At 66.3% G+C, this 24,726-nt stretch carries 23 protein-coding genes; 9 read left to right on the top strand and 14 right to left on the bottom strand.

All coding sequences use genetic code 11. The features are described from left to right. Positions 1–21 precede the first annotated feature (21 nt). Positions 22–729 carry a nucleotidyltransferase domain-containing protein gene (locus B7G54_RS17090; protein ID WP_208864961.1) on the top strand — a complete coding sequence of 236 codons (708 nt, stop codon included), beginning with the start codon at positions 22–24 and terminating at the stop codon, positions 727–729. Next, positions 674–1,006 (top strand): cupin domain-containing protein, encoded by a 333-nt coding sequence (locus B7G54_RS17085; RefSeq protein ID WP_085040135.1) that lies wholly within the window; start codon positions 674–676, stop codon positions 1,004–1,006. The genes B7G54_RS17090 and B7G54_RS17085 overlap by 56 nt, the downstream gene beginning before the upstream one ends. 160 nt (positions 1,007–1,166) lie before the next feature. Here the strand turns inward: B7G54_RS17085 and B7G54_RS17080 are convergent, their stop codons facing one another. Next, positions 1,167–1,466, bottom strand: a complete 300-nt coding sequence (locus B7G54_RS17080; protein ID WP_011350136.1) for an H-NS histone family protein — start codon at positions 1,464–1,466, stop codon at positions 1,167–1,169. A 281-nt stretch (positions 1,467–1,747) separates the two neighbouring features. On the opposite strand from B7G54_RS17080, the gene B7G54_RS17075 reads away from it, so the two are divergent. Together B7G54_RS17075 and B7G54_RS17070 are read left to right on the top strand one after the other, a co-directional pair. After that, the gene (locus B7G54_RS17075; protein WP_085040134.1) at positions 1,748–2,236 is read left to right on the top strand and encodes a RidA family protein; all 489 of its coding nucleotides are present in this window, start codon (positions 1,748–1,750) and stop codon (positions 2,234–2,236) included. A gap of 799 nt (positions 2,237–3,035) precedes the next feature. Then, positions 3,036–3,287: a hypothetical protein gene (locus B7G54_RS17070; RefSeq protein WP_085040133.1), complete on the top strand. Its 252-nt coding sequence runs from the start codon at positions 3,036–3,038 to the stop codon at positions 3,285–3,287. A gap of 63 nt (positions 3,288–3,350) precedes the next feature. Here the strand turns inward: B7G54_RS17070 and B7G54_RS17065 are convergent, their stop codons facing one another. Beyond that, positions 3,351–4,463, bottom strand: coding sequence for a histidinol-phosphate transaminase (locus B7G54_RS17065; RefSeq protein ID WP_085040132.1), 1,113 nt, complete (start codon positions 4,461–4,463; stop codon positions 3,351–3,353). Positions 4,464–4,896: 433 nt separating this feature from the next. Here B7G54_RS17065 and B7G54_RS17060 point away from each other — a divergent pair, with 433 nt between their 5' ends. After that, positions 4,897–5,982 carry a helix-turn-helix transcriptional regulator gene (locus B7G54_RS17060; protein WP_244289359.1) on the top strand — a complete coding sequence of 362 codons (1,086 nt, stop codon included), beginning with the start codon at positions 4,897–4,899 and terminating at the stop codon, positions 5,980–5,982. Positions 5,983–6,645: 663 nt separating this feature from the next. Here the strand turns inward: B7G54_RS17060 and B7G54_RS38630 are convergent. Further along, the gene (locus B7G54_RS38630; RefSeq protein WP_133059178.1) at positions 6,646–7,854 is read right to left on the bottom strand and encodes a hypothetical protein; all 1,209 of its coding nucleotides are present in this window, start codon (positions 7,852–7,854) and stop codon (positions 6,646–6,648) included. Positions 7,855–8,686: 832 nt separating this feature from the next. Here B7G54_RS38630 and B7G54_RS17050 point away from each other — a divergent pair. The 4 genes from B7G54_RS17050 to B7G54_RS17035 all read left to right on the top strand — a co-directional run bounded on the left by B7G54_RS17050 (position 8,687) and on the right by B7G54_RS17035 (position 12,787). Beyond that, positions 8,687–9,673, top strand: coding sequence for a TRAP transporter substrate-binding protein (locus B7G54_RS17050; protein WP_085040129.1), 987 nt, complete (start codon positions 8,687–8,689; stop codon positions 9,671–9,673). Then, positions 9,670–10,245, top strand: a complete 576-nt coding sequence (locus B7G54_RS17045; RefSeq protein WP_085040128.1) for a TRAP transporter small permease — start codon at positions 9,670–9,672, stop codon at positions 10,243–10,245. Before B7G54_RS17050 ends, B7G54_RS17045 begins: the two co-directional genes overlap by 4 nt. A gap of 4 nt (positions 10,246–10,249) precedes the next feature. Then, complete coding sequence (locus tag B7G54_RS17040; RefSeq protein ID WP_085040127.1) at positions 10,250–11,602, top strand: TRAP transporter large permease; 1,353 nt, start codon at positions 10,250–10,252, stop codon at positions 11,600–11,602. Positions 11,603–11,692: 90 nt separating this feature from the next. Next, a complete protein-coding gene (locus B7G54_RS17035) occupies positions 11,693–12,787 on the top strand; it encodes a lactonase family protein (RefSeq protein WP_085040126.1) in 1,095 nt (364 codons plus the stop codon). A gap of 1 nt (position 12,788) precedes the next feature. Here B7G54_RS17035 and B7G54_RS17030 read toward each other — a convergent pair whose 3' ends face one another. The 11 genes from B7G54_RS17030 to B7G54_RS16980 are packed head-to-tail and all read right to left on the bottom strand — an operon-like array spanning position 12,789 to position 24,715. After that, positions 12,789–13,031: a hypothetical protein gene (locus B7G54_RS17030; RefSeq protein ID WP_085040125.1), complete on the bottom strand. Its 243-nt coding sequence runs from the start codon at positions 13,029–13,031 to the stop codon at positions 12,789–12,791. A 30-nt stretch (positions 13,032–13,061) separates the two neighbouring features. Then, positions 13,062–14,480 carry an FAD-binding oxidoreductase gene (locus B7G54_RS17025; RefSeq protein ID WP_085040124.1) on the bottom strand — a complete coding sequence of 473 codons (1,419 nt, stop codon included), beginning with the start codon at positions 14,478–14,480 and terminating at the stop codon, positions 13,062–13,064. Positions 14,481–14,482: 2 nt separating this feature from the next. Continuing rightward, positions 14,483–15,025 carry a permease gene (locus tag B7G54_RS17020; protein WP_085040123.1) on the bottom strand — a complete coding sequence of 181 codons (543 nt, stop codon included), beginning with the start codon at positions 15,023–15,025 and terminating at the stop codon, positions 14,483–14,485. A gap of 45 nt (positions 15,026–15,070) precedes the next feature. Beyond that, positions 15,071–16,150 (bottom strand): ABC transporter permease, encoded by a 1,080-nt coding sequence (locus B7G54_RS17015; protein ID WP_085040122.1) that lies wholly within the window; start codon positions 16,148–16,150, stop codon positions 15,071–15,073. Beyond that, complete coding sequence (locus B7G54_RS17010) at positions 16,143–17,156, bottom strand: ATP-binding cassette domain-containing protein (protein WP_085040121.1); 1,014 nt, start codon at positions 17,154–17,156, stop codon at positions 16,143–16,145. The genes B7G54_RS17015 and B7G54_RS17010 overlap by 8 nt, the downstream gene beginning before the upstream one ends. A gap of 13 nt (positions 17,157–17,169) precedes the next feature. Beyond that, positions 17,170–18,243 carry a TauD/TfdA family dioxygenase gene (locus B7G54_RS17005; RefSeq protein WP_085040120.1) on the bottom strand — a complete coding sequence of 358 codons (1,074 nt, stop codon included), beginning with the start codon at positions 18,241–18,243 and terminating at the stop codon, positions 17,170–17,172. 3 nt (positions 18,244–18,246) lie between these two features. Beyond that, entirely contained in the window at positions 18,247–18,909 is a 663-nt protein-coding gene (locus B7G54_RS17000) for a class I SAM-dependent methyltransferase (RefSeq protein WP_085040119.1), read from the bottom strand. Positions 18,910–18,944: 35 nt separating this feature from the next. Next, complete coding sequence (locus B7G54_RS16995) at positions 18,945–20,201, bottom strand: citrate/2-methylcitrate synthase (RefSeq protein ID WP_085040118.1); 1,257 nt, start codon at positions 20,199–20,201, stop codon at positions 18,945–18,947. Position 20,202: 1 nt separating this feature from the next. Continuing rightward, positions 20,203–22,053 carry an acyl-CoA dehydrogenase gene (locus B7G54_RS16990; protein ID WP_085040117.1) on the bottom strand — a complete coding sequence of 617 codons (1,851 nt, stop codon included), beginning with the start codon at positions 22,051–22,053 and terminating at the stop codon, positions 20,203–20,205. Next, positions 22,053–23,144, bottom strand: coding sequence for a hypothetical protein (locus B7G54_RS16985; protein WP_085040116.1), 1,092 nt, complete (start codon positions 23,142–23,144; stop codon positions 22,053–22,055). The genes B7G54_RS16990 and B7G54_RS16985 overlap by 1 nt, the downstream gene beginning before the upstream one ends. Continuing rightward, positions 23,141–24,715, bottom strand: coding sequence for an acyl-CoA ligase (AMP-forming), exosortase A system-associated (locus B7G54_RS16980; RefSeq protein WP_085040115.1), 1,575 nt, complete (start codon positions 24,713–24,715; stop codon positions 23,141–23,143). Before B7G54_RS16980 ends, B7G54_RS16985 begins: the two co-directional genes overlap by 4 nt. Positions 24,716–24,726: the final 11 nt, after the last annotated feature.

Raw genomic sequence — 24,726 nt, 5'->3', positions numbered from 1 at the left:
TTCAACAGGATGAGTACTCAAATGGCTATCCCCGACCTGGATGCATGGAAAGCATGGCACCCGGTCGAACTCGCCCGGCGATTGAACGCTGTCCATTTGCCCTGGTGTGTCGTCGGCGGATGGGCCCTCGATCTTTGGCATGGCGCTCAGACGCGTGAACACGGCGATCTGGAATTCACCATATTACGAGAAGACTTTGGCACCTTCCGCCAAGCGTTCGATGATCTGGCGTTCTACACTGCGCATGCCGGCGTGGTCGAAAAGCTGCCGGAAAATCAGAACGCTCCATCGGGGATCATGCAATTCTGGGGATTCGACCGCGCAGATGGAAGCTGGCGGATAGATATGATGATCGAACCGGGAACGGTTGAATCGTGGGCGTACAAGAGAAAGCCGTCGTTCAAACGACCACGTGCCGAAATGGTGACGAAAACCAACGACGGCATTCCCTATCTGAACCCATCTGCCGTACTGCTATTCAAGGCTCGGGACCGGCGCCCGAAAGATCAACAGGATTTCGACAAAGCATTGCCAAAACTGCCGGCTGCCGAACGTGCGTGGCTGAAAGGCTGTCCCGACGTTCTTGGTATTGGCGGTCACTGGACTACAGTGACCATTCCCCGCCACCTTCAAACCTGGCCCATCCCCCTGAATACCACTGACGAGGCGACCCATGCAACTTCAAACCGGCAACCTGTTCACTGCCGAAGGCCAGCGTGGCGACGATGAACAAATCGACCTCATCGTCACGGGCCAGCGCGTGAATGTCGAGCGAATCGTATCGATGGGCCACACGAGCCCCGATGGCTTTTGGTATGACGACTCGCGCGCAGAATGGGTCGTCCTGCTGTCCGGTGCGGCAGTGCTCGAATTCGAAGATGGCCCGACGCGCCATGAAATGCATCCCGGCGACTACGTGCTGATCGAGCCGCATTGCCGCCATCGCGTCGCGTGGACGCACGAAGAAACGCAATCCGTCTGGCTTGCGATCTATTACGAACGTTGAATCAGGAAATATTGGGCGGAATGAAATCCGGCGCGTAGCATGCCGCCACGCGCCGAATAAGGCAAAGCTTCATCACCCCGGAACGGTCTTTGAATACCGCCGGTATCGATGCCCAAATAAAGGACGGCGCGCCAAACCGCGCCGGTGTGCGTCGAGAATCTTATTCCTGGATCAGGAATCGATTGCGATTCTTCGCGTCCTTGATCCATGCGGGCGCGCGACCGCGGCCCGACCAGGTTGCCCCGGTCTTCGGATCGCGATACTTTGCCTGCACGGGGGCGGCCGCTTGCTTGGCCGGTCGACCACGACGCGTACCGAAAATGTCCTTTTCGGTAATGCCGAATTCCGCAACTTTGGTGCGGATGTCGTCGACGATCGCCTGGAATTCCGCGGCACGTGCAGCTTCGGCTTTCTCGGCCAAAGCTTCCATTTGGGCTTTCAGTTCCTTGTAGGTTGCCATGTATCACTCTTCAGGTTGAGTACACACATGATAGCGGTTTCAGCGGCAAATTTTGAGGAAATTCTCTTCGACTACGCATTTTGTGGTCGATAAGACGATGCAGGACTGCTTCGAACACCTGAAAAGTGTGTCATGTTTGAGAAAACGTAGAGGATTACCCGAGAACTCTTAACGGCGGCAGCACGTCACTTTGACCGTTCGCGACGGGTTCTCTGCCTGGAGACAAGAAGAAAAGACTCAATTAATCTTTACATTTTTCTGAAGTATCGGGGAATTCACTAATGAACAGAGACAATAAGCTGAGCCAGGTTGCGGCTGAATTCGGCTTCAATCCGGACGAGGAAATCAGGATCGGCGGAAAGTACACGCCCGTTCTGGTCGACGGGAATACGGCCTACATCGCCGGCCAGATTCCGCGGATCGGCGAAGTGGTGCATTTCGTGGGCGTCGTGGGGGAATCCGTTTCGCTCGATGAAGGTCGCCGGGCCGCCGGCGTATCGGCGCTGCGTGCGCTCTCGCTGATCAGAAAGCACTGCGGTACGCTCGACGCGATAGCGACGGTGCCACGCATCACCGTGTATGTGCGAAGTGCAGCCGGCTTCACGATGCAAAGCGAAGTCGCCGACGGCGCGTCCGACGTCTTGTATGCGGTGCTTGGCGACGCCGGTATTCATACCCGTACGTCGGTCGGTGTGTTGCAATTACCCAAAGGCGCATCGGTGGAAGCGGATTTCATTTTCGGACTGAAGCATGGCGAGGCCGATCTCTGAGTCCAGCGAACCGTATCTCGCAGGTGTGCGGTTTCGCAAAACATTCAGATGTCCGATGCATGATGCGCCAGCCAGTGACGACAGGCGCGTGCAATGACGAAAGAACAGGAGACTGCTGCCGAAGGACTCCGACAGGTTGCTCGACGAAGAGGGTCTCGCCAAGCTTCAGGCGGTATTCGATGCCTGCGATGTGAATGCGCGCGGCGGGCCGGGCAAGTGGGCCGCGCTATCGTTCGACCCGTGCCCAGGCGATTTTGCGCGCGGGTTAGTCGGGCAGGGCGCGCACGTTGCCGTGGCCGACGCTTATGGCATACGGTGCTGCACGGTGGCGCCCGCAGTCGTCATTCGTGCTACGAACCCTGCACTACGCCGGTGCAGGCTGCCAATCCTCGCGGCCTGCCCACCCGGCGACAACGCACCGGCGGCGCGCCGTTCAATTAGCAAGCCGATCGCGAATTTGTCGCCGGCCGGCAACCGCATGCCGGCCGCGCGGCTCCCGACTTCCCGCCATTTCCAGAAACCCCGCCCCGCCAATATCGTCGGACATCCCCACTTTGGGAGATGCCATCGCACGACGGTAAGCCTACGATTGACCATCGGGCATCGGGGCCGGAAGTCACCAGAACAAACGGATAGGCCCGCCATTCCGTGTCGGAATCAGCACATGCCCACGAGGTTGACTGACACAGCTTCTGCGTACGATGACGACCGACGTGTGCGGTGAGTCGTTTGCATCGCAACACGATGGCGCGTTGATGACGGAAGGCCTGTTGTCGTATTTCGGGGAATTTCAATCAATATGCTGGCACGAGACTATGCAGAACGAGAGCTCTCTCACATCCAGAGAATGGTGGCTCTCCTGGACAGCGAGACGAACGCTGACGATGTGTCGATGTCGGGCGCGGGGCGTGTACGGCATCCGAGCTACTGGCGAGGGCGAATCGAGGAGCTGCTGTCGGCGCCCGATGTGCCGCGCCACGTCAGAACGCTCAGCGAAGCGGTACTTGCGAAGATCGACGCGATGGAATTGCGGTTCGCGACGATGAAGTAAGTGCATCGTCGGATACGGTGCCGGCACGCGCTCCATCGCGTCGTCGACCGGATGGCCGGTCGCTTATCCGGGCGCCATCACGTCAAGCAGGGCCGCACGAAACGCGGCCATCTCCGCGCGGGTGCCGATGGACACGCGGAGATACGCCGGCGGGCCCGACTCGCGAATCAGGACGCCGTGGTGCAGGAGCCCGCTCCAGATCCGGTGGCGATCCGTAAACTCGCCGAACATCACGAAGTTGGCATCGGAATCGGCCACCGTGAGGCCCAGGCCACGCAGCCAGCCGACGGTCGAATCGCGCTCGGCCTTGATCGCCTCGACTTGCGACAGCATCTCGTCGCGCGCGACCAGCGCCGCGCAGGCCGCCGCCTGGGTAAAGGCGGACAGGTGATAGGGCAGTCGCACCAGCTTCAGCGCTGCCACGACCGCAGGCGCGCACGCGCAATACCCGACGCGGCCGCCCGCGAACTTGAACGCCTTGCTCAGCGTGCGGGTAACGATGAGCCGCGGATGCTCCGGCAGCAGCGTCACCGCGCTGGGGACGCCGTGACGCCGGAACTCGGCATAGGCTTCGTCGACCACGACCACGCCCGGCGCAATGTCGAGGATGGCGCGGATATCGTCGACCGGCAGTGCGGTTCCGGTCGGGTTGTTCGGTGACGTCAGCAGCACCACGCTCGGCTGGTGCTCGCGGATACCGTCGAGCGCCTGATCGAGATCCAGCGCGAAATCCTCGGTGCGCGGCAACGTATGCAGGCGCGTGAAAGTCGTGCGGCAGTATTCGTCATACATGGGATACGCGGGCGTAAAGGCCAGCGCCGATCGCCCCGGGCCGCCGAAGGCCTGCAGAATCTGCTGGATCACTTCATTCGAGCCGTTGGCTGCCCAGACGCTCGATGCGTCGACCGTCACGCCGGTGTCGTGCGTCAGATACGCAGCCAGATGCGATCGCAGCCCGGCAAAGTCGCGATCGGGATAGCGATTCGCCGCGCGCGCGGCATCGGCCACCGCGGTCGCGATGCGCTCGACGAGCGAGGGCGACGGCGGATAGGGATTCTCGTTGACGTTCAGGCAGACCGGCACATCGAGCTGCGGCGCCCCGTACGCGTGCTGCAACTTGAGGTCCTCGCGGAGCGGCAAATCCGGCAAGGCGACTGCTTTCCAGGGCTGTTGCATTGAAAATTCTCCGTACGGTATCGATTGATCGGCGCAGCAGGTTTTTAAGGCGGCAAAAAACAAAAAAGGCGCCGGAGGCGCCTTGGTTGTCGTCCTGATCGGGCATTCACCCGATGCAATTGCTAGATGCGAAACGAGCCACGGCGCAACCGAGGGCGTCCGTGGTGATGGTGCAGCGAGATCGTGGTGTTTCGAATCGTCATGGGCCGGATCATGGCATACCCTGATCCGGATGAAAAGCGGGCGCCGCCGCATGCGCGGAATTCGATCGGGTTGCGAAGCCGTAAAAGCAGCCATTACGTCTGACGATAAACCGTAACAAACGTGGTATTTCGGCCAAACGCGAACGAGTGATTTAAACGATGACGCCGATTGACTAAGATGCGCAAAAGACGTTCGACAAAAACGCACGGCGCGGGGTGGCCAGATGCAAATGAACGGGTTGATTCCATCGGCATGGATCGATGACGTCTACGCTGCGGCACTGGGCGATCAACGATGGGAAACGGTGCTAGACGGGCTGCGATCGTGGGTCGGTGTGCGCATGGTCACGCTGCTGTCGTTCGACGACGCGGCGAGGGTGCCGGCGATCGAGCAGGCGGCGGGCGACGACGCGTCATGGGTCGCCGCGTGTTACCACACCTACAACACCGAGTTCTACCTGTACGACCCGGTCGTGCCGGTCGCCGGCAACTGGCCGGCGGGCCGCTGGTTCGAGGACGTCAAGCACCTGTCCGCGCACCAGCGCGCGCACAGCGCGTTCTACCAGGAGTTCCTTCACCCTTACGGGCTCGGCAGCATCTCGGGCCTGTACATCCATCGCAACGAGGGCGCCGGCGCATTCCTCAGCGTCCAGGGCGGCCCCGAATCGCAAGGGCTTTCCGACGATCAGCGCCACGCGATCGAAAACATGGGGATGCACATCAGCCGCGCGTTGCAGATCCAGGCGCGGATCGGCGAGCTCGAAGCGCGCGTGGCCGCGGCCGAATCGGCGCTCGATGCGATTCCGGTGCCGGTGTTCCTGCTCGGCGCGCAGCGTGAGTTGCGCTACACGAATCGCGCGGCCGATCAACTGATCGCGGCGGAACCGGCGCTGCGGGTCGTGAACGGGCGTTTCGCGCCGGAAGGCTGCGTGGACGATGCGCAGTGGCGGCACGCATACGCACGCGGCGGGCTGTTGTTGCGGCGCGCCACGGGCGAACCGCTGCCGCTGGCGTTGATGCCGGTGCCCGAGCAGTCGCGGCTGATGCGCGAGCGGCCGGGCGTCGCGACGCTGATGACGGCCGCCGACCTGCGTTCGCCGTCGGCCCGCGCGCAGCGGCTGCGCGTGTTCTACGGGCTGTCGTCGGCCGAGGCCGACCTCGCTGTGCTGCTGTGCTGCGACGGGCTGTCGCCGCAGGAATGCGCTGCGTTGCGCGGCGTGTCGATCGGCACGATCCGCACGCAGATCAAGTCGATCTACGCGAAGACAACCGTGGCGCGCGCGGCGCAACTGACGTCGCTGGTCATGCAGACGTGACGGCGCGGGCGTAGGCGTAGGGCGCTAGGGTATCGGCAACGGTGTGTGCAGAAAATCAGCGATTTACGGCCAATCGCGCCAACGGCGCCGGGGTGGTGCGTCGGAGTTTGTGCGATTGGTTTACTGCGGTGCCAACGGAGTGGCATTTCGTTGCGCCCGATTGACTGCAGCCGACCCGGAGCGGTCGGCCCTCATTCTCGATTGCGGACAGTCATCTCGACATTTGCGGAGGAACGTGTGGATTTAGCTCTATGAGTTCTCGGGCTAACTTGACAGCAACCACGACGCCACAGCCCAGACAAACGCCATTGTTGGTCTGTTCACCACAACAGGGACAAAACCATCGCCCCGGGTGGGGCCGAGATGATTGACCGGACGTTCCGCCGGTCCTGAGTGCTTCGAACTGCATTCGAACGGAGCGGCTAAAGAGTGCGCCCGTCGATGCACATTGAAGCTCTTCTCCCGCGACTATGACGAGTTCAGCGGAGCAATAGGGACAATGCATTAGCAGTGCGGTTGGGGTAGTGACTGGATTGCCAACAATCTTGGACGGGGCATCAAATGTCCGCAATTGGCGGCGGCTGTCGCCCGGTAACGCACGACCGGCGCAGATCGACCCCAAGCGGCCAACCAGCTTTCTTTGCAGCGGACGTTCGGCCGGCACTACTCGCTGTAGTTCGTTCTCAACGGATAAGCGGGTGTGAATTCCACGTCGAACCAGTCCGGTCCATGAGTTACAACACCAAGACTACCTTGATGCGCGGCCGAGTTGAAATTGATGTAGCAATGCGTATCGGCGGGGAGTTTCTTGTAGGAACCGTCGCGACTGTCAAGCAAGAAAGCCTCTCCGTAAATATTCAAGAAAGCATACCGGCCACCTGGAAGCACCCGACCATCTCGTTGCCAGAGTCCGTCCATTTCCTGCCCTTTTATATTTTTATAGGGTTTTAACCGCATGTATGGGGTGACGGAATAATTCCTGCGGAAAATGCCGACAGTCCCATCTTGAAGCCTGCGCATGAAGAAGCCATAGTGCGTTAGCCATATTTCCGTTTCGTGAATATTCCCGTTGTAGGACGCAAACGGTTTTCCGGAAATCATTGTGCCATCGTCGAATACGATTTCGTCGTGAGAAATCGATCTAACCTCTTTCACATCTCCACTCAACTGACATTTCCATATTATCTTGTTTGCGTTTACTTCAAAATTGAAGCAAACAGTCTCGCTATTGATCAGAAAAAATGATGAGCTTCGAAATTGGCCCGCCGGAATCACTTCGCGGACGACGGTGGGATTGTCAGTGTCAATGCGCACCAGTGATTCGTCGGGCGAATAAAATTGTTGCGATATTTGAAGTTGTTTTCGATCTCGCTGAATCAATATATACCGCGATGACGGATCCCATTGAAGTCTAAAGTGCCGATAGAATTGGGCTCCGAGCGCATGCAAGCTTCCCACCTCGTTGTCGGCTTCGCTCAGGATAAGGTAAGGTTTTTTTCCCGCCTCGACCACGTACAGTTTTTTCCCAATAACTACGATCGCCCTTTTCTCGTTTGGAGATGGGTACACGGCGTTGTGCAAGCCATCTGAAAAATCACCCTCGAATAATGTTGGCGCAGAGTCCACAATGGCTCTGCCATACTTCAGCTTGTTGCCGATAGAAAAAAAGAATGGCGTATCGGCTAGCTCAGAAAATGTCGAGGGCCTGTAGTCAACAATGTTGCTTTTATTGAGCGATTTATCGTCGGCGTGCGCTGCGGCGCAGATCATCCGGCTTGCCACAAGTAATGCGAGTAGCACCTTCGACGCATTTGAATACCAAGCGCTGGCGCTGCTACGTCCGAGGTCTTTTTGTTTGTTTTCTGTGCTCATCGCTCATTCCGTTTAGCTAAAACGATGTTGAGAGGCCGAGGTCAACGCGGCCAAAGGTGCTCACCAATGCAGCACGTTTACGGTTCGCGAGCGATTTGTCAACAATCGTGATTCGGACATCGAACGTCCGAAACTGGCCGGGAGCCGCCGTCGGAGTTGCGAGCCAAGTCGCTTACGTCGACTTGGTCGAAAGTCGGAAAAGCATGGTGCCAGCCGTGCGCCCTACGCGAACATGCCACCTATGCGGTTTGAATCCGGCCGGCGACATCACGGGGTATTGTCGACAATGCGTAGGGCGGTCGCCGTCACTTAGTCACACCGGGTCGCAAAACCGTGGCGCCAGTCGCAAATACTCTCGCGCCCTACGGCGGGGCAGGCGTTGGCGCCAGCCGCTGCCCGGACTCCCTTTCGTTCCTTCCTGGTAGCGTCGCACGCGGCGGTGCGTGGCCGGCCTGTGCTCATGACATCGCGCTGACTTGCTGGCTTTGTGATCAGTCATCCTATGACAATTGAAAACAAAGTGACAGTTTGATTTCCGATTCCGACGGAAGCGGTCGGCTCGCCATCCGGCTTTAACGCGCACGCATTTCCGGAAAACGTTTCGCGTGAATTCGCCTAAACAGAGAAAACGATTCCCCGAAATTTGCCGAAAACCCGTCATGGCAGCGGCTCTACGGGTATGCACCAAGTGAGTTAAACGATTAACCGACGTACATTCGCGTCAACACATCATACGACGTATGACTCTGCGGCCAGCGAGCACGGCGCCGAAGAATGCGCATGCCGGCGGATCGCCGCGCAACAACGAGCACAACCATCAAGGAGACTGACGATGAAGCACCGATTCAACCGCTCCCGTACCGCCCTGGCCGTCGCCCTGATGGCCGGCTTCGCGATGTCCGCGCAGGCGCGCGTGTTCCGCTCGGCGGACGTGCATGGCGACAACTTCCCGACCAACATGGCCGTGAAGTTCATGGGCGACGAGCTGTCGAAGCAGACGGGCGGCAAGGATTCGATCAAGGTGTTCGGCAACAGCGCGCTCGGCTCGGAGAAGGACACGGTCGACCAGGTGCGGATCGGCGCGATCGACATGGCGCGCGTGAACGGTGCGTCGTTCAACGAGATCGTGCCGGAATCGCTGATCCCGTCGTTCCCGTTCCTGTTCCGTGACGTCGACCATTTCCGCAAGGCGATGTATGGCCCGGCCGGCCAGAAGATCCTGGACGCATTCACCGCGAAGGGGATGATCGCGCTGACGTTCTACGAGAGCGGCGCGCGTTCGATCTACGCGAAGCGCCCGGTGCGCTCGCCGGCCGACATGAAGGGGTTGAAGGTGCGCGTGCAACCGTCGGACCTGATGGTCGACGAGATCAGGGCGATGGGCGGCACGCCGACGCCGATGCCGTTCGCCGAGGTCTACACGGGCCTGAAGACGGGCCTCGTCGACGCGGCCGAAAACAACATGCCGTCGTACGAGGAAACCAAGCACTACGAAGTGGCGCCCGACTACTCGGAGACGCAGCATGCGATGACGCCGGAAGTGCTGGTGTTCTCGAAGAAGGTCTGGGACACGCTGTCGCCGCAGGAGCAGGCGGCGATCAGGAAGGCCGCGGCCGATTCCGTGCCGTACTACCAGAAGCTGTGGACGGCGCGCGAAGCGTCCGCGCAGCAGACGGTGACGAAGGGCGGCGCGAAGGTCCTGCCGGCCGCGCAGATCGACCGCGCGGCGTTCGTGAAGGCGATGCAGCCGTTGTGGACCAAGTACGAGAAGACGCCGCAGATGAAGCAGATCGTCGACGAGATCGAGGCCACCAAGTGACGCGTCGCACTTCCCTGAACGGCGCGGCGGCCACGGGCGGGGCAGCTGCCGCCCCGGACGGCGCGGCAGCAGCGGCGCGGCCGCATGCCGCGCCGCTGCTGCGCTGCGTGAACGACGTGCTGTTCCGCGTGCTGGCCGTGATCGCGTCGGCGTGCCTCGCGGTGCTCACGGTACTGGTGTTCTACGCGGTCGTGATGCGCTACGTGTTCGAGAACGCGCCGGATTTCGTCGAGCCGATCGCGCTGCTGCTCGTGATCGTGATCGCGATGTTCGGTGCCGCGATGAAGGTGCGCGACGGCGGCCATATCGGCCTCGATTCACTCGTGCGCCGGCTGCCGCCGAAATCGCGCACGGTGGTGATCGCGATCCAGCACCTGAGCCTGATCGCGTTCGCGATCATGATCATGGTCGGCTGCGGCAGCATGGCCGCCGAGACGATGGGCGACCGCATTCCGATCATCGGGCTGCCCGAAGGCGTGCGCTACCTGATCGCGATGCCCGCGGCGATCGCCATCATCCTCTTCTCGCTCGAGCACCTGCTCGCGCTTCGTCGTTCTTCGCCGGGACAATAACGCCATGGAACTCGCGATCCTGTCCGTCAGTTTTCTGATTTTCCTCGTGCTGGGCGTGCCCGTGTCGTTCGCGCTCGGGATAGCCTGCGTGCTGACCTATATGGTCGAAGGTTTGCCGATCGCAACCGCGATGCAGGCCATGGTCTCGGGGATGAATGCGTTCTCGTTCCTCGCGGTACCGTTCTTCATCTTCTCCGGCGAACTGATGCTGCACGGCGGCATCGCGGACCGGATCCTGCGCTTCGCGCAGGCGACCGTCGGCCATTTCCGCGGCGGCCTCGGGATGGCGAACGTCGTCGCCTGTACGCTGTTCGGCGGCGTGTCGGGCTCGCCGACCGCCGATACGTCGGCGATGGGCGGCGTGGTGATTCCGCTGATGAAGCGCGAAGGCTACAGCGCCGCGTACGCGGTCAACGTGACGACGCATGCGTCGCTCGCCGGCGCGCTGATGCCGACGTCGACCAACATGATCATCTACGCGTTCGCCGCGCAGGGCATCACCGGAATGCTGCACGGCCAGCCGGTAAGCGGCGTGTCGATCGGCGACCTGCTGTTCTCGGGGCTGCTGCCGGTGTTGTGGGTGATGGGCTTCGTGCTCGCCGCCGCGTACTGGCAGGCCGTGCGTCACGGCTATCCGCGCCGTGAAGACGGTTCGTCGGCACTGCCCGCGTTCCCCGGCTGGTATGCGGTGCTGCGCAGCTTCGTCGGTGCGGTGCCCGGCCTGATGGTGATCGCGATCATCCTCGTGTGCGTGGCGAAGGGGATCGCGACCGCGACCGAAGCGGCCGCGATCGCCGTCGTGTACTCGCTCGTGCTGACCGCGGTCGTCTACCGCACGCTGACGGCCGAGAAGCTGCGCCGCGCGCTGTCGCATGCGGCACGCACGACGGGCGTCGTGCTGCTGCTGATCGCGGTGTCCAACATGCTGCGCTTCCAGATGTCGTACCTGGAGATTCCGGATGCGATCGAAGGGCTGCTGAAGCAGTCGACCGCCGCGCCGTGGCTGATGCTGCTGTACATCAACATCATCCAGGTGTTCCTCGGCACGTTCGTCGACATGGCCGCGCATATCCTGATCACGACGCCGCTGTTCCTGCCGATTGCAATGGCGTGCGGCGTCGGGCCGGTGCAGTTCGGGATCATGCTGCTGCTGAACTGCTCGCTCGGCCTCGTGCACCCGCCGATCGGCTCGGTGCAGTTCGTCGGCTGCGCGATCGGCAACGTGTCGATCGGCGAGACCACGAAGATGGCGTGGCCGTACTACCTTGCGATCTTCAGTGCGATCAACATCGTCACGTACCTGCCGTTCTTCTCGACGTGGCTGCCGAGCCTGATCAGCGGGCACGCGGTGTTCTGACCGCCTGCCTTGCCGGTTGCGGCGCCGGACGATCCGGGTTGTCCGGCGCCGCAATCACGTCGACGGTTTCTTCACCCGCAGCGACTCCACATGAACAGGACAACGGCATGGCGGCGCGCCGTCGCGGCCGCCGCATTCGCGCTGGCTGCACCGCTTGCGCACGCCGCGACGTATGCGTACGTATCGAACAGCGACAGCCGCGACATCTCGGTGTTCGGCGTCGATCCGTCGAACGGCGCGCTGACCGCGATCGAAACCGTGCCGGTCGACGGCACCGTGATGCCGATGGCGTTGTCGCCCGATCATCGCCGGTTGTACGCGGCGCTGCGCTCGGCGCCCTATCGCGTCGTCAGCTTCGCGATCAATCCGCTCGACGGGCGGTTGATCGAGCTCGGCCGCTCGCCGCTCGCGGACAGCATGGCGTATGTGTCGACCGATGCGTCGGGCCGCTATCTGTTCTCCGCGTCGTACGGCGGTAACCTGCTCGCGGTCAACCGGATCGGCGAGAACGGCGTGGCCGGAGACGTGCAGCAGACGGTGAAGACCGGCCCGATGGCACACGCGATCCGCCAGTCGCCGGACGGTCGCTACGTGTTCGCTTCCGTGCTCGGTGCCGATGCGTGGCTGCGCCTGCCGTTCGACGCATCGACCGGCAAGCTGACCGATACGGGCGAGCCCGCGTACCGGCTGCCGGAGAAGTCGGGGCCGCGCCATTTCGTGTTTTCGTCGAACGGGCGGTTCGCATACCTGATCGACGAGCTCGACGGCAAGCTGCACGTGCTTGCGCTGTCGCGCGGCGGCGCCGATGCGCGGCCGATCCAGACCGTGTCGATCCTGCCGCCGGATTTTCATGGCGACAAGCCGTGGGGCGCGGACCTGCACCTGACGCCGGACGGGAAATTCCTCTACGCGTCGGAACGCACGTCGAGCACGCTCGCGGCGTACCGTGTCGATCCGGCGTCGGGCAAGCTCGTGCGGATCGGTACGTTCGCGACCGAGCAGCAGCCGCGCGGTTTCGCGATCGATCCGTCGGGCACGTATCTGCTGGCGGCCGGACAACTGTCACCGACGCTTGCGGTGTACAGGATCGACCGGCACACCGGCCGCCTTGACGCGATCGGCAAGTATCCGGTCGGCAAGGGCGCGAACTGGATCGAAATCGTCACGTACGACGGGGCGAACTGAATCAATCGCGCCGCCCGTCCGGCTCGAGGTGGCCATCGCCCGACCGGTCGTCGCGCCAATCCGCCAGCTCGCGCCACAGCGCCGGGCGCGCATGATCGCGCGGTGGCAGCTGGATCACGTACGCCACCCCTCGTACATTGACCACGACGCCCGAGTCGGGCAGCGTGGCCGGGATGCCGGAGAGCGGCGGGTCGGCATCCGGTTCGGAAACAGGTCCCGGGCCGGGCGGGTGTCGAAGGGTCATGCGAATTCTCCGTGGCGCCGCGACGGCGCATCAATAGCGGACACGCCCGATCAGACCCAGCGGGTCGACGGCGTGCTGGACGGCGGCGGCGACCTGGCGGTGCGCGGCCGGCACGTGCTTGCGGTAGTACGCGACGTTGACCGGCCCGACGCCATGCTCTGCGCTGAAGCAGCCACCGGCCCGCACCACGCGCTCGTACAGCGCGCCGCGCAGCGCCACCTGCTGCAGCGGCCCGTAGCGTTCCGCACTGGCGTGCGGGATCGACACGACGAGATGGCAGCCGCCGTCGCCGAAATGGCCGAACGCATGGCAGCGCAGCAATGGATGCGCTGCCGCGATCCATTGCTCGGCGTCGGCGACGAACGCAGCCAGCGCGCCGCGCGGAAACGACACGTCGAACGACAGCGGCATGCCGCCCTGCGCAACCGCGGCCGGCAGTGCGTCGCGGATCCGCCAGAACCGTTCGGCCGGCGCGCAGGCCGCGTCGAGCACCACGCGTTCGCCCGCCAGCGCATCGAGCGTCGCGATCGTGCGTTCCTCGAGGAGCGCATCGAGCCCCGGCATGCCGGTCGCGATCTCGACCAGCGCATAGCACGCGGCAGCGTCGGCTTCGAACGGAATGCGCGCCGCCGGAAACGCGGCCGCGACGCATCCGACGGCCGCGGCCGACATGAATTCGAATGCCGACAGCATCTCGCCGAACGCGCGCTCGAACGCGAGCAGGCCGGCGAGTGCCGCGTCGTACGAGGCAAACGCGACGAACGCGGCGCACGACGACCGTTCGAGCGCGGTGAGCGCGAACGATACGGCCGTCACGAGCCCGTTGGCGCCGTTCGTGCCGATGAAGCATTGCGTGACGTCGAAGCCCGCGTTGCGCTTGCGCAGCGGCGCGAGCGCGTCGATCACGGTGCCCGCTGCATCGGCGAGCACGACTTCGATTCCGAGCACATTGCGGCGCACGTCGCCGTACTTGATCAGGCGGCTGCCGCCCGCGTTGGCGCCGACGAGGCCGCCGGCCGCCGGATCGCTGCCGAGGTCGATCGGCAGGCAGAGGCCGGCTTCGGCTGCCACGCGGTTGATGTCGGACAGCCGCACGCCGGCTTCGACCGTGATGCTGCGATTCGCCGCGTCGAACGCGCGAACGGCGCGCATCCGGTCGAACGACACCACGCATTGCGTGCCGCTGCGATCGGGCACGGCGGCGCCGACGAGCCCGGTGCGTGCGCCCTGCGCGACGAGCGCGATGCGGTGCGTGAAGGCGACTCGTGCGAGCGCACTCGTGCCGGCGGTCGAGGCGGGCCGCGCGACGCCGAGTGCGATGCCGCCGTGGAGCGTCACGTCCGTCGCGTATGGCTCGCATGCGTCGCCCGATGCACCGTCGAGCCAGCCGTCGCCGAGCGTCGCGGCGAGCGCGTGCCGCTGCGCGGCGCGGTCGGGCAGCGCGCTCATCGTCAGCTGGCCCGCACGAGCTGCTTGCGCAGGCGGCCGCGCACGACGACCAGCGCGATCAGCGGCACGACGCCGCCCCACAGCGGGCTGTGCCGCATCGTGATCGACACCGCGAGCGCGACGACGGTGACGGCGAGCAGCACGATCGACAGCGAACGCGCGCGCCCGTGGTCGACGAACGTGCCGTCGACGAAACCGCCGTCCGACCACGCGGTATGCACGATGCCGACGACCAGCACGCAGACGAGCATCGCGGCCGGCCCGAGTTCCTCACCCCACAAACGGCTACCTGTCGGCGACACGAGCGCGAGCACCGCGCCGATCACGAGGAACAGGTCGACGCCGATCGCGATGCTGTTGCGGTCCGCGCGGCGGATCAGCCATGCGCCGTGCACGAGCGCGAGCACGCCGCCGATCAGGAACGCGTGTGTCCAGCGCACGTCCGGCTGTCCGGGGCCGAGCCGGCCATAGAACAGGAACACGATTGCCGGCAGGAAGTTGCTCGCGTGCAGCAGGTAGTCGGTGATGGGATGGCTCGATTTCATCGGGGGTTTCTCCTTCGTCGAAACGTCGAAACAACGGGCGACGCGTCAAGCGTCGTGCCAGCGGAACAGTCGCGCGGCGGCGAACAGGAACAGCGCCGTGCTCGCGGTCATGCCGAGCAGTTGCGGTGCGAGCTGCGCGTACGGGGCGCCGTCGACCAGCGCGCCGCGCAGCGCGACGGCGAACTGGTTGGTCGGCAGGAACGCGAGTACCGCCTTCAGCCAGGCCGGCGCGTCATGCATCGGGATCGTCAGGTCGCTGAAGAACAGCAGCGGGTAGTAGGTGACGTTGCAGGCGAGTTCGGCGGCCGCCAGGGATCGGGTGCGGCTCGCGAGCAGCACGCCGATGCTGAGTACCATCGCCGCGCCGAGCAGCACGATCGGCAATGCGCGCAGCCCGTCCGGCGTCGCGATCGGCAGTGCGATGCCGAACGCGACGCGTGCGACCGTCAGCAGCACGAGCGCCGACAGCGCCATCATCACCATCCGCGCGACGATCAGCGCGGCGAGGAACACGCCGCGCGAGACCGGGAAGCACACGTACAGCTTGAACGTATTGCGTTCGCGCAGCGACGCGATCGCGGTCGTCGTCGAGTTGAGGCCGATCGCCATGAACGCCATCACGAGAATGCCGGTCGCGAAGAACGCGCCGTAGTCGAACGGGCGGCGCGCGGGTGCCGCGTTCTCGAAGCGTGCCTGCGCGGCGGGTAGCCCGAGCCGCTGCGCGGCACAGCGCGCGAGCGCGATCTCTACGACGCGCGACGCGGCCTTGACCGCGAGCGAGCCGTTGAAGTCGTAGCGGATCGTCGCCGGCGTGCGCTCGTCGTTGCCGAGCACGACGGTCACGCGATCGGCCGCCGCGCCATGGCCGCCGAAGGTTGCCTTCACCGTGTCGCTGTGCGTGAGGCTGGCGACGATCTGCGCTTCGCATGCGCGGCTGTACGGCGTTGCGCCGCCGGGCACGTCGAATGCGATGTCTGCGGTGCCGAGCGAACCCGACCCGCCGAACGCGAACAGCATCACGCTCAGCAGGAACACCGGGAACACGAGCGTCCAGAACAGCGACGAGCGGCTGCGCAGGTAGCCGAGCAGCTCGTTGCGCACGAGAATCAGGAACACCTTAGTCATGGGTGGGGCCCTCGGTACAGAGGCGCAGCAGGTCGCCCGGCGTGCTCGGCGCGAGCGCGAGATGCTGGATGCCCTGTTCGCCGACGATGCGGTGCACGTTCGGATGCAGCGTCGCATCGCCGAACACCTCGACGACATGTGCCGCCGACACGCGCACGCCGGTCACACCCGGCAGTGCCGCGAGCCGCTTGCGCAGCGCACGCGCGTCGCCTTCGTCGCGGCAATGCAGGACCGCGCGCGCATCGCCGACGAGCTCGGCGCGCAACGCGTCCTTGTCCCCCTGGTAGCGCACGCCGCCGTCGCGCACCCATACGAGATCGTCGACGACGGCGAGCTCTTCCTCGGCGTGGCAGATCATCGCGACGCTCGTGCCGCGCGCGCGGTGGCGCAGCAGGTCGATCACGACGCCCGCATAGCGGCGGTCGAGGCCGGTGAACGGTTCGTCGAGCACGGCCAGTTCGGGCCGGTGCGCGAGCGCCACGTAGAGATCGATGCGCTGGCGCTGCCCCTTCGACAGCGCGCGGCACGGCTTGTCGAGCAGCTCGGCGATGCCGAGCGCGTCGGTGATCGCGGCGTCCGCCTGCACGTACATCGCGCGGTGCAGCGCGACGATCTCCGATACGCGCAGGTGGTCGGGATACTCGACCTTCTGCAACTGCGCGCCGATCCGCCGTAGCGACCGCGTATCGCGCATGAAGCGCGCGGCCGGCACGTCGAGCACGCGCACGTCGGTGCCGCCGCGTCGGAAGCCGAGCAGCGTTTCGAGCAGCGTGGTCTTGCCGGAGCCGTTCGGCCCGACGATCGCGGTGACGGCGCCGAGCCGGAACCGGACGTGCCGCGCGGAAAAACGGAAATCGCCGGCCGCGACGTCGATCGCGCGCGCGCCGAGTGCGGCGCCCGGCGCGTGCGCATCGGGCAGCGGCTGCGTGGCCGTGCGCAGCGGCCGGTCGAACGCGGTGTGCGGGCCGAACAGCGCGCGCACGGAGGCGAGGAACGAATCGCTCATCGTCGGCTTCCTGTCAGTCGAACAGCATGACCTGCGTGTCGCGCGCGCCCCGGTACGGGTTGCGGCCGTGCGCGACCAGCATGTTGTCGACGACGAGCACGTCGCCGGCCTGCCACGGGAACGCGCGCTCCTCGTCGTCGAACGCGTCGTAGATCGCGACGAGATCGTCGAACGGCATCGGCGACCCGTCGCCATAGCGGATCTCGTACGGGAACGCCGCGCGCCCGCCGTACATGCGCTGCAGGTAGCGGTAGCTGAGCTCGCCCATCGAGCGCGGGTTCGGGTGCTGCGCACTCGCCTGGTTGAACCAGACGGTTTCGCCGGTACGCGGATGCGCGCGCAGCGCGCTGCCGACGTGCGACACGGTCACGCTGCCGTCGTCGAGCCAGCGGCAGCCGACGCCGCGTTCCGCGCACAGCCGCTCGACCTCGCCACGGTCGCTCGTGCCGAATGCGTCATGCCACGGCCGGTGGTATTCGGCGAACGGCAGGTTCGGGTTGGCGGCGAGGCCGTCCGCACGATCGCCGGGCGCCGCGAAATTGCGCAGGTACATCACGCCGCGTTCGGCGAACCGTTCGCGCAACGCGGCCGGCACACGCGCCGTCACGCGCCGCATGTCGCAGAGCGGCGTTTCGCCGCCCGCGTCGGCCGGCTGCCGGCAATAGAATGCGACGAGGCGCGGGAACGCGGGCATGTAGGCCATTTCCTGGTGCAGCCCGATCTTGAACGGTGGCGGCATGCGGGTCGACTCGTACACCTGGCCGTCGATCTGCTTGCGCGGTGCGGCGCCCGCCGTGTAACCGTTCGCGTGCGCCGGATACAGCGCGCCGAGGCGGCCGAACGCGGCGGTGTCGGGCACCGCGAAGCCGCGCCACAGCAGCGCGCCGCACGCGTCGAGCAGCGTGTCGATCGTGTCGAGCCGCGAGCGGTACCACGCGACGAACATCTCCGGCGAGGTGGCGAGTTCGGCGCTGCGCGGCGTCACGCACAGCGGCAGCGTCGCGCCGGGTGCGACCGCCGCGCAGTGCACGTCGTCGGCGCCGAGCCGCACGGCGGCGTGCGCGGCGAGGAAGGCGAGGTCGGTCATCGCTCAGGCCAGCGCCGGTTTCTTCAGCAGGATCTCGAAGCCGAGTGCGCCGAGCCCGGCGCTCGGGCTGTAGATCGACGCGACTTCCGCGAGACCGGCTTCGGCGACGAGCGCGTGCGCTTCGTCCAGCGTGATCTTTTCCTCGACGTGGGTCGGCGGATAGTCGGCGGCGGCGCGCATCTCGGTGAAGCGGTCGAGCAGGTGCTGCGGCGCGTCGCGGCGCATGTCGTGCACGAGCGCGATGCCGCCCGGTTCCAGCACGCGATACATCTCGGTGAGGCTCAACGCCTTGTCGGGCAGGTGGTGCAGCGTCGCGCGGCCGACCGCCATCGTCAGCGTGCCGTCGTCGAACGGCAGTGCGAGCGCGTCGCCGACGCGCATCTCGATCGTGTCGTCGAGATCGAGTTCGTGGATGCGCGGGCGGCCTTCGTCGAGCATCGCCGGATCGAGGTCGATGCCGACGTAGCGCCAGCCGCGCATCGCCGGATCGGTCGCGAGCCGCACCGGCACGACGCCGGTGGCCGTGCCGATGTCGGCGATCACGCCGGGCGTCATCCCGCGCGCGAGCTGGCGGATGCGGCTGATGAACAGCAGGTCCCACGGTTCGAGCGTTTCGGTGGCGAATCGATCGTAGTCGTTCGCCGGGCGCAGGTTCTTGAGCAGCATGACGGTCCTTTTGCTGAGTGCGGAGGGAGGAGGGTTCACAGCCAGCCGACCGGCACGGCGGCCAGCAGCCGTCGCGCGGTCGCGCTGTTGACGCCGAAAGCAGGCCGGCGCCGGCGCTCGACCGCATGCGCGGCCATCGCCGCGATGCGCGCGCCGAGCCCGACGCCGACGCCCCACGACGGCGCGGCGACACCGAGTTCGAGCAGCGTCGCGGCCGTCAGGAAATCGATGTTCGGCCGCAATGCGCGGCGGGCGTCGGCCTGCGCGCAGCACGCGTCGAACAGCGTCACGTACGCGCCGTCGAAGCTTTGCGCGGCGAACAGGCCGCGCATGTGCGGCGGACGCGGGTCGGCCACGAACAGCGGATGGCCGAAGCCGTACAGCGTGTGCTTTGCGTCGAGCGTTGCATCGATCGCCGCGCGTCCGGCCGCGTCGAGCGCGGCGGGCGGCGCATCGGTGCCGCCCGGGAGGGAGTGCGCGAGCGCGGCGAGCCAGTGCATCGCTTCGAGCGCGGCGCCGACGTGCGACGGCCCGCTCGCGAGGAAACCGGAGGCGATCGCCTGCGTGAGCGTGACGCCGGTGCCGATCGCGACACGCGGCGCGAGCACGGTCGGCGTGATGTAGCCGAAGCCGGCGTGCCACGCGACGAGCAGCATGTCCATTGCCGCTTGCGCCGGCGCGTCGGTGCGCGTCGCGCCGGTCAGCACGAGCATGCGTTGCGCCTGGGTCGAAGGGCCGGCGAGCGACGCACCGGCTTCGTCGTTGCGCGCGGCGAACGGGCGGCCTTCGATCGCCGCATGCAGCAGGAACGGCGCGGCGGCCGCGCACAGCAGCATCGTGTCGAGATCGGCGTCGTCCGGCGCGCCGCCGTGCACGCGAGCCGTTACGTCGTCGAAGCCGCGCAGCAGGCCGGACGCAGCCGCGAACACTGGCGCGACGCCCGCCGCGCCGAGATCGGCGGCGACGGACTGGGCGGCCGAGCCGGGCGCCAGCGCATCGGCGAACGCCGCGAGCCGCGTCCGGATCGTCGCCTCGTGCGCATGATGCGCGGCGCTGCCCGGTGCGACGTCGAACCACAGGTGCGCGAGCGCGCCTTCGAACGTCGTCGCGCCGATCAGCGCGTTCAGGTCGAGATCGCGTACGCGCAGCGCTTCGGGTTCGAGCGTCGCGCCGTCGATGTCGGTGCCGCGATGGCGGGTCGCCGGGCGGCCGAGCAGGTTGCGCGGCGCGTCGCCGGCCGAGGTGGTCGAGGTGGCCGAAGCGGTCGTACGGGAATCGAGCGTCGTATCCATGTCATTCCACCTGCGCGAGTTCTTCGCTGCTGACGCTGATTGCCGCGTGCGCCATCGCGGCGATCACGGCCGCGTGCTGGTCGACGACGGGCAGCACGTTCGCGAAGTAGTAGCGCGCGCTTTTCAGCTTGCCGCGATAGAACGCCAGTTCGGCCGGCGTATCGGCGGTGTCCGGCGCGTCGAGTCGGCGCGCGGCGATCGCCGCCGATTCGAGCAATACCCACGCCGACGTGACGATGCCGAACATCTCGAGAAAGCGCGTGTAGAACTGGCTGCTGCGGTGCGTGTGCCCGTCCTGCACGTCGCGCGCGATGTCGTCGAGCGCGGCGGCGATCCGGTCGGCACCCGCGCGCAGCGCATCGAACAGCGGGCGCAGCTCCGCATGCGTGCCTGTGTGATGCTGGCGCGCGAGAAACACGTCGAGTTCGTCGCGGTAGTACTGGATCAGCCGCGAATGGCGGCCGAAGCCGAGCTTGTCGCGCACGAGGTCCTGCGCCTGGATGTAGTTCGTGCCTTCCCAGATCGACAGGATCTTCACGTCGCGCGCGTTCTGCTCGACGGGGCTCGCATCGGTATAGCCGAGCCCGCCGTGCACCTGGATCGCGGTTTCGCAGATCCGCCACGCCTGGTCGGAGATGAACGCCTTGCAGATCGGCGTCAGCAGCAGTTGCAGCTTGCGGTGACGCTCGATCTCGGCCGGGTCGGCGTCGGGCGCGGCTTCGAGCATCGCCGCGCGCGTGGCGGTCGCGGCGAGCTTGCCGAGCAGGCCGCGGCAGCCGTCGACGCGGCTCTTCATGTCGACCAGCATGCGCTGCACGTCCGCGTGCTCGACGATCGCGACGCGCGCGGCGTGGGTGTTCGACGCGCGCTCGATCGGCCGGCCCTGCAGCCGGCGGCCTGCATACTCGACCGCATGCAGGTACGCGCTCGACGCGACGCCGACGCCGAACATCCCGGTGCTCATCCGCGCCTGGTTCATCAGCGGCATCAGCTGCAGCAGGCCGACGTTGCGCCGGCCGCCGAGCAGCCAGCCTCTGGTCGTGCCGTTCGCGCCGAACACGAGGTGCGTGTTCGCGCAGCCCTTGAGCCCCATCTTGCGCGGCAGGCCGATGCAGTCGACATGGTTCGGCTGCAACTCGCCGGTTTCCTCGTCCGGCCAGAAGCGCGGCACGACGAGGCACGACAGCGAGAACGAGTCGGGCGATGCGGTGTCGATGCGGCCGAGCACGAAATACAGCGTGTTCTCGGTCAGCTCGTGCATGCCGGCCGAGATGTAGACCTTCTCGCCGTCGATCGCGTAGATGTCGCGTTCGAGCGGCGTCGCGCGCAGCGCGACTGCGGTGAGGTCGGTGCCGGCCTGCGGCTCGGTCGCGCAGAAACATGCGTCCCAGCGGTACGCCTCGAGCGGCGCGATCAGCGCCTTCTGGTGCGGCGTGCCGTGCATCTGCAGCAGCTTGATCGCGGGGCGCGTGAAGCCGCCGTACGTCATGAACGACGGGTTCGCGCCCATGAACATCTCGTAGATCATCTGCGTGACGATCGGCGGCAGCCCGTGCGCGGTGCCGAACAGCGTGTTCGACCATTCGTCGCGAAACCGCGCCCACAGCGCGTGGAAATGCGATGGAATGCGCACCTGGCCGTCGTCGAGCAGCGTGCAGCCCTCGACGTCCGCCTGCTGGTAGCTGCGGCCGAGCTCGAGTGCGAAGTCGCGTGCGCGTTCGAGCAGCGCGTCGATCGACGCGCGGTCGTGCGTACCGTACGGGCTGTGTTCCGTCAGGAACCGCTGGTCGGCTTCGAACAGTTCCCACAAAAAGAAGCGCAATTCGCGCAGGCTCACCTTGTAGGCGCTCATCACGCGTCTCCTTCGATATCGAGCGCGGCATCGAGGCCGCCGGCGAGGTCGACGACGGCCGCCGCCGCCGCGCCATGCAGTGCCGCATCCCACACGAGCACCGTGCGGCGTTCGCCTTCGTCGAGCGCGCCGGCGAGACGGATCAGCGCGGCCGCGGATTCGGCCGACGACAGGTGGCCCGACCCGTCGTGCTGGATTCGTGCGCCGACCGGGATCGATGCGGCGTCGGTCACGCGCGCGGCGAAGCCGGGATCGAAGCCGGGCGGCACACACCAGTCGATCTGGTTTGCGCGCAGGTTCGCCATGTCGAGCGCGCGGCGGATCGCGCGCGCGGCTATCGGCGCGAGCGTGTCGCGCAGTGCGCCCGGTGCGTCGGCCCACGGATCGGCGATCGACGGCCCGAATTCGACCGCGACGGACCGCACGCCGCCCCAGTCGGCCGGTTCGGGCGCCTGGCCCGCGCGCGACACGAGCAGCGCGGCGGCCGCGTCGCCGTAGCCGACCAGGTCGCCGAACTGGCGGAAGAACGGGTAGAGCCACTTGTCGCTGAGAATCACGAGCGCCTGGTCGCCTTCGTCGAGCAGCCCGTCGAGCAGCATCAGCGCCGAATACCAGCCGAGCGAGCCGTTCTGGCCGAGCGCGAACGGCGTCACGCGCTGCAGGCCGAGCTCGTATTGCATGCGGCCGACGACCGAGTCGCCGATGCCTTCGTTGAGCGCGCAGCTCGCGACGATCACGTGGGTCGTGCGGGCCAGCTGCCCGGAGCCGAGCTGGTCGCGCAGGTCGAGGGCCGCATCGGCGGCGAGATCGGCGAGGCTGCGCCCGGGCGGCGCGACCCGTAGCGTGGGCCGGCCGCCCGGCGCGAGGCGCGTGCCTTCGTCGGGCGTCAGCGCACCCATGCCGCGCGGCCGCGCGAAGCGCGCCTGTGGCAGCAGCAGGTGCCGGTAGCCGGGGTGGCGTTCCTGTGCCTGGATCGCGCTGAACACGACGGCGGGCGGCAGCACCACGACGCCGCCGGACAGGGCCAGCGTGCCGGGCTCGGCGACGCGGCGCGCGCCGAGGCAGGTTTCATCGAGCGTCGACAGGGTCATGCGGCGGTCTCCTCGTTCGTGCGCGCGAACGCGTCGCGATACTGGTTTTTCAGCGCGGGGCGGTCGATCTTGCCGTTCGGGTTGCGCGGCAGCGCCGGCAGCGGCTCGACGACGAGCGGGCTCATGTAGGTGGGCAGCGCGTCGCGGCAGGCGCGCGCGATGTCGGCGCGGCACGCGTCGGCGTCGAGCGTCGATACGACGCACGCGGCGATCGCCTCGCCGAGCGCTGCATGCGGCACGCCGAACACCGCCGCCTCGCGGATGTGGGGCAGCGCGAACAGCACGTCCTCGACCTCGGTCGGGCTGACGCGATAGCCGGACGTCTTGATCATGTCGTCGCCGCGCGCGACGAAATACAGGTAGCCGTCCGCGTCGCGCCGCACGATGTCGCCGGACCACACGGCGACGTCGGGGCGCGGGATCTCGCCGTGCCGGCGCGGCAGCGGCCGAAAGCGCTGCGCGGTCAGCTCGGGCCGGTTCCAGTAGCCGAGCGTGACGAACGCGCCGCGATGCACGAGTTCGCCCGGCTCGTCGGCCGCGCATTCGCTGCCGTCCGCGCGCAGCACGAGGATGTCGGCGTTCGGCACGGCCTTGCCGATCGACGTCGGGCGCAGCGCCGCGTCGGCCGGCGGCAGGTACGTCGAACGGAACGCTTCGGTAAGCCCGTACATCAGGTAAGGCGACGCGTTCGTGAACAGCGCCTGCAGGCGGTGCAGCAGCGGCGTCGCCAGATGGCCGCCCGTGTTCGCGAAGCGGCGGATCCGCGTGCGCGCCGTATCGCTCCAGCCGGCGGGCGCGAGCTGCATCCACAACGGCGGCACGCCGGTGATCGACGTCACGCCGAACGCGTCGCAATGGCGCGGCACTTCGGCGGGCTGCAGGAAGTCGAGCGGCGCGTAGCACGCGCCGGACGCCAGCGCGGTCGTGAGCTGGCTGAGGCCCGCGTCGAAGCTGAGCGGCAGCACGCCGAGCACGACGTCGTCATCGGCCAGCCCCTGGTACGCGGCGACACTGAAGGCGCCCGACACCAGGTTGCGGTGCGACACGACCACGCCTTTCGGCTTGCCGGTCGAGCCCGACGTGTAGAGCAGGGCGGCGGGATCGTCGTCCACCGGCCGGCCGGCGGGGGCCGGTGCCGGTGCGTCGGTGCCGGGCGCGTTGATCGCCTCGGCCAGTTCCTCGATCAGCATCGCGCGAGCGCCGACGAGCGCGGCGAGCGCAGGCAGGCGCTTCAACCGCTGCGCGCCGGTCATGAACAGTGCCGCGCCGCTGTCGGCGACGATATGTTCGATCTGCGCTTCCTTCAACTGCGGATTGACCGGCACGAAGATCGCGCCAAGCGCGTTGGCCGCGAGCATCGCAACCACGGTTTCGATGCGTTTCGGCGCGTAGATGGCGATGCGCTCGCCGGGCCGCACGCCGCGCGATGCGAGTGCGGCGGCGGCGCGCCGGACCGCGCGCGCGAGCTGTTCGTAAGTCATCGTGCTGCCGCCGTCGGCATACGCGGGATGTTGCGGCCAGCGCGCGGCGCCGTGTTCGAGCAGGTCGGCGACGCTGATCAGTGCGTTCATGATCGGCTCCT

The sequence above is a fragment of the Burkholderia puraquae genome, from assembly GCF_002099195.1.
Taxonomy (GTDB): domain Bacteria; phylum Pseudomonadota; class Gammaproteobacteria; order Burkholderiales; family Burkholderiaceae; genus Burkholderia; species Burkholderia puraquae.
The sequence above is the reverse complement of the archived record's forward strand: the minus strand, read 5'-3'. Positions and strand labels throughout refer to the sequence as shown.

Coding starts and splice junctions, on each gene's coding strand:
- B7G54_RS17090 (WP_208864961.1), top strand. CDS start 22: ATGGCTATCCCCGACCTGGATGCATGGAAAGCATGGCACCCGGTCGAA.
- B7G54_RS17085 (WP_085040135.1), top strand. CDS start 674: ATGCAACTTCAAACCGGCAACCTGTTCACTGCCGAAGGCCAGCGTGGC.
- B7G54_RS17080 (WP_011350136.1), bottom strand. CDS start 1,466: ATGGCAACCTACAAGGAACTGAAAGCCCAAATGGAAGCTTTGGCCGAG.
- B7G54_RS17075 (WP_085040134.1), top strand. CDS start 1,748: ATGAACAGAGACAATAAGCTGAGCCAGGTTGCGGCTGAATTCGGCTTC.
- B7G54_RS17070 (WP_085040133.1), top strand. CDS start 3,036: ATGCTGGCACGAGACTATGCAGAACGAGAGCTCTCTCACATCCAGAGA.
- B7G54_RS17065 (WP_085040132.1), bottom strand. CDS start 4,463: ATGCAACAGCCCTGGAAAGCAGTCGCCTTGCCGGATTTGCCGCTCCGC.
- B7G54_RS17060 (WP_244289359.1), top strand. CDS start 4,897: ATGAACGGGTTGATTCCATCGGCATGGATCGATGACGTCTACGCTGCG.
- B7G54_RS38630 (WP_133059178.1), bottom strand. CDS start 7,854: ATGAGCACAGAAAACAAACAAAAAGACCTCGGACGTAGCAGCGCCAGC.
- B7G54_RS17050 (WP_085040129.1), top strand. CDS start 8,687: ATGAAGCACCGATTCAACCGCTCCCGTACCGCCCTGGCCGTCGCCCTG.
- B7G54_RS17040 (WP_085040127.1), top strand. CDS start 10,250: ATGGAACTCGCGATCCTGTCCGTCAGTTTTCTGATTTTCCTCGTGCTG.
- B7G54_RS17035 (WP_085040126.1), top strand. CDS start 11,693: ATGAACAGGACAACGGCATGGCGGCGCGCCGTCGCGGCCGCCGCATTC.
- B7G54_RS17030 (WP_085040125.1), bottom strand. CDS start 13,031: ATGACCCTTCGACACCCGCCCGGCCCGGGACCTGTTTCCGAACCGGAT.
- B7G54_RS17025 (WP_085040124.1), bottom strand. CDS start 14,480: ATGAGCGCGCTGCCCGACCGCGCCGCGCAGCGGCACGCGCTCGCCGCG.
- B7G54_RS17020 (WP_085040123.1), bottom strand. CDS start 15,025: ATGAAATCGAGCCATCCCATCACCGACTACCTGCTGCACGCGAGCAAC.
- B7G54_RS17015 (WP_085040122.1), bottom strand. CDS start 16,150: ATGACTAAGGTGTTCCTGATTCTCGTGCGCAACGAGCTGCTCGGCTAC.
- B7G54_RS17010 (WP_085040121.1), bottom strand. CDS start 17,156: ATGAGCGATTCGTTCCTCGCCTCCGTGCGCGCGCTGTTCGGCCCGCAC.
- B7G54_RS17005 (WP_085040120.1), bottom strand. CDS start 18,243: ATGACCGACCTCGCCTTCCTCGCCGCGCACGCCGCCGTGCGGCTCGGC.
- B7G54_RS17000 (WP_085040119.1), bottom strand. CDS start 18,909: ATGCTGCTCAAGAACCTGCGCCCGGCGAACGACTACGATCGATTCGCC.
- B7G54_RS16995 (WP_085040118.1), bottom strand. CDS start 20,201: ATGGATACGACGCTCGATTCCCGTACGACCGCTTCGGCCACCTCGACC.
- B7G54_RS16990 (WP_085040117.1), bottom strand. CDS start 22,053: ATGAGCGCCTACAAGGTGAGCCTGCGCGAATTGCGCTTCTTTTTGTGG.
- B7G54_RS16985 (WP_085040116.1), bottom strand. CDS start 23,144: ATGACCCTGTCGACGCTCGATGAAACCTGCCTCGGCGCGCGCCGCGTC.
- B7G54_RS16980 (WP_085040115.1), bottom strand. CDS start 24,715: ATGAACGCACTGATCAGCGTCGCCGACCTGCTCGAACACGGCGCCGCG.